Source organism: Pseudohongiella sp. SYSU M77423, from assembly GCF_029911965.1.
Classification (GTDB): Bacteria; Pseudomonadota; Gammaproteobacteria; order Pseudomonadales; family Pseudohongiellaceae; genus Pseudohongiella.
In genome coordinates this window covers 1-3,303 of the sequence record NZ_JARYTH010000012.1, presented here as the reverse complement: position 1 = coordinate 3,303, position 3,303 = coordinate 1, and the positions used below count along the sequence as shown (strand labels likewise).

Below are 3,303 nucleotides of genomic sequence, written 5' to 3'. Positions count from 1 at the left end.
GGTTGATCGATAGAATGTGTATGCTGTTCTTATACAAGCGCAAAAAATCTGTACGATGATCGAAGGCGAGTTTGGTTGTGTAGCGTTAGGCTTTTAAAGAGTCTGAGGTTATATGGTCAAGCAATTAAGCGTACGTGGTGGATGCCTTGGCAGCCAGAGGCGATGAAGGACGTGGTAGGCAACGAAATGCTTCGGGGAGCCGTCAAACAGGCTTTGATCCGGAGGTGTCCGAATGGGGAAACCCGGCCCACTTGTGGGTCATCCCTTACTGAATACATAGGTAAGGGAGGCGAACGCAGGGAACTGAAACATCTAAGTACCTGCAGGAAAAGAAATCAATTGAGATTCCCTAAGTAGCGGTGAGCGAACGGGGAAAAGCCCTTAAGCAACAGCAGTGTTAGTGGAACGGTCTGGAAAGTCCGGCGACAGTGGGTGATAGCCCCGTACACGAAAGCACTGCAGTTGTGAAAACGAGTAGGTCGAAACACGTGTAATTTTGACTGAAGATGGGGGGACCATCCTCCAAGGCTAAATACTCCTGGCTGACCGATAGTGAACTAGTACCGTGAGGGAAAGGCGAAAAGAACCCCGGAGAGGGGAGTGAAATAGACCCTGAAACCGCGTACGTACAAGCAGTCGGAGCAGGCATTGCGTCCTGTGACGGCGTACCTTTTGTATAATGGGTCAGCGAGTTAATGTCAGTAGCAAGGTTAACCGTATAGGGGAGCCGTAGGGAAACCGAGTCTTAACTGGGCGTTTAGTTGCTGGCATTAGACCCGAAACCGGGCGATCTACCCATGGCCAGGTTGAAGGTGCCGTAACAGGCACTGGAGGACCGAACCGGGATCTGTTGAAAAAGATTCGGATGAGCTGTGGGTCGGAGTGAAAGGCTAATCAAGCTCGGAGATAGCTGGTTCTCCTCGAAAGCTATTTAGGTAGCGCCTCGTGGAATTGACTGCTGGGGGTAGAGCACTGTTTCGGCTAGGGGGTCATCCCGACTTACCAACCCGATGCAAACTCCGAATACCAGTAAGTTTTATCACGGGAGACAGACGGCGGGTGCTAACGTCAGTCGTCAAGAGGGAAACAACCCAGACCGCCAGCTAAGGTCCCAAATATCAGTTAAGTGGGAAACGATGTGGGAAGGCTTAGACAGCTAGGAGGTTGGCTTAGAAGCAGCCATCCTTTAAAGAAAGCGTAATAGCTCACTAGTCGAGTCGGCCTGCGCGGAAGATATAACGGGGCTCAAACTGATAACCGAAGCTGCGGATGTGTGCTTAGGCACATATGGTAGAGGAGCGTTGTGTAGGCCGTTGAAGGTGAATCGAGAGGTTTGCTGGAGGTATCACAAGTGCGAATGCTGACATGAGTAACGATAAGGGGGGTGAAAAACCTCCCCGCCGGAAGATCAAGGTTTCCTGTCCAACGTTAATCGGGACAGGGTGAGTCGGCCCCTAAGGCGAGAGCGAAAGCTGTAGTCGATGGGAAATCGGTTAACATTCCGATACCGGCTGTTACTGCGATGGAGGGACGGAGAAGGCTAGGCCAGCGCGGCGTTGGTTGTCCGCGTTTAAGGTAGTAGGCTGGGATTTTAGGTAAATCCGGAATCCTAAGGCCGAGAGCTGATGACGAGCTTACTTTTAAGTGAGCGAAGTGGTTGATGCCATGCTTCCAGGAAAAACTTCTAAGCTTCAGGTAACAGACGACCGTACTGTAAACCGACACAGGTGATCAGGTAGAGAATACCAAGGCGCTTGAGAGAACTTGGGTGAAGGAACTAGGCAAAATGGTACCGTAACTTCGGGAGAAGGTACGCTCCTTTTGGTGAAGCATTTACTGCGTAAGCTAAGAGGAGTCGAAGTGACCAGGTGGCTGCAACTGTTTATTAAAAACACAGCACTCTGCAAACACGTAAGTGGAAGTATAGGGTGTGACGCCTGCCCGGTGCCGGAAGGTTAATTGATGGGGTTAGCTTCGGCGAAGCTCTTGATCGAAGCCCCGGTAAACGGCGGCCGTAACTATAACGGTCCTAAGGTAGCGAAATTCCTTGTCGGGTAAGTTCCGACCTGCACGAATGGCGTAATGATGGCCACGCTGTCTCCACCCAAGACTCAGTGAAATTGAAATCGCTGTTAAGATGCAGTGTACCCGCGGCTAGACGGAAAGACCCCGTGAACCTTTACTATAGCTTCACACTGGACTTTGACACTATCTGTGTAGGATAGGTGGGAGACTTTGAAGCGCTAGCGCTAGCTAGCGTGGAGTCGCCCTTGAAATACCACCCTGGTATTGTTGAGGTTCTAACTCAGTCCCTGAAACGGGGACGAGGACCGTGTGTGGTGGGTAGTTTGACTGGGGCGGTCTCCTCCCAAAGCGTAACGGAGGAGCACGAAGGTACCCTAAGGGCGGTCGGAAATCGCCCATTTAGTGTAATGGCATAAGGGTGCTTGACTGCGAGAGCGACGGCTCGAGCAGGTGCGAAAGCAGGTCATAGTGATCCGGTGGTTCTGAATGGAAGGGCCATCGCTCAACGGATAAAAGGTACTCCGGGGATAACAGGCTGATACCGCCCAAGAGTTCACATCGACGGCGGTGTTTGGCACCTCGATGTCGGCTCATCACATCCTGGGGCTGAAGCCGGTCCCAAGGGTATGGCTGTTCGCCATTTAAAGTGGTACGCGAGCTGGGTTTAGAACGTCGTGAGACAGTTCGGTCCCTATCTGCCGTGGGCGTTGGAGATTTGAGAGGAGCTGCTCCTAGTACGAGAGGACCGGAGTGGACGTTCCTCTGGTGTTCCGGTTGTCACGCCAGTGGCATTGCCGGGTAGCTATGAACGGACAGGATAACCGCTGAAAGCATCTAAGCGGGAAGCCTCCCTCAAGACGAGATCTCCCTGGGGCCTTGTGCCCCCTAAAGTGCCGTTCGAGACCAGGACGTTGATAGGCTGGGTGTGTAAGGGTTGTGAGGCCTTGAGCTAACCAGTACTAATTGCACGTGAGGCTTGACCATATAATCGCAGGTTTTTTAAAGGCGATTGTTAATCGAACGAGTTGTTCGATCAGACGTACAGACAGTTTGTATAACAGCGCATACACGAGAACAAAACGAACACAATCTTCATTCATCAGATTGTCAAAGGGTAAGCGGTGGTCAGCCAACAAAACGGCTGATGCATCCACGGTTTGCCTGACGACCATAGCGAGTGTGAACCACCTGATCCCTTCCCGAACTCAGAAGTGAAACCGCTCAGCGCCGATGGTAGTGTGGGGCCTCCCCATGTGAGAGTAGGACATCGTCAGGCAT

The 3,303-nt window shown here is 52.0% G+C and carries 2 rRNA genes; both read left to right on the top strand.

From position 1 onward, the window contains the following. The first annotated feature begins 114 nt into the window (after positions 1-114). Positions 115-3,009: ribosomal RNA gene (locus tag QGM61_RS15165) — 23S ribosomal RNA — on the top strand. Positions 3,010-3,185: 176 nt separating this feature from the next. Further along, positions 3,186-3,301: ribosomal RNA gene (gene rrf, locus QGM61_RS15160) — 5S ribosomal RNA — on the top strand. The last annotated feature ends 2 nt before the right edge of the window (positions 3,302-3,303 follow it).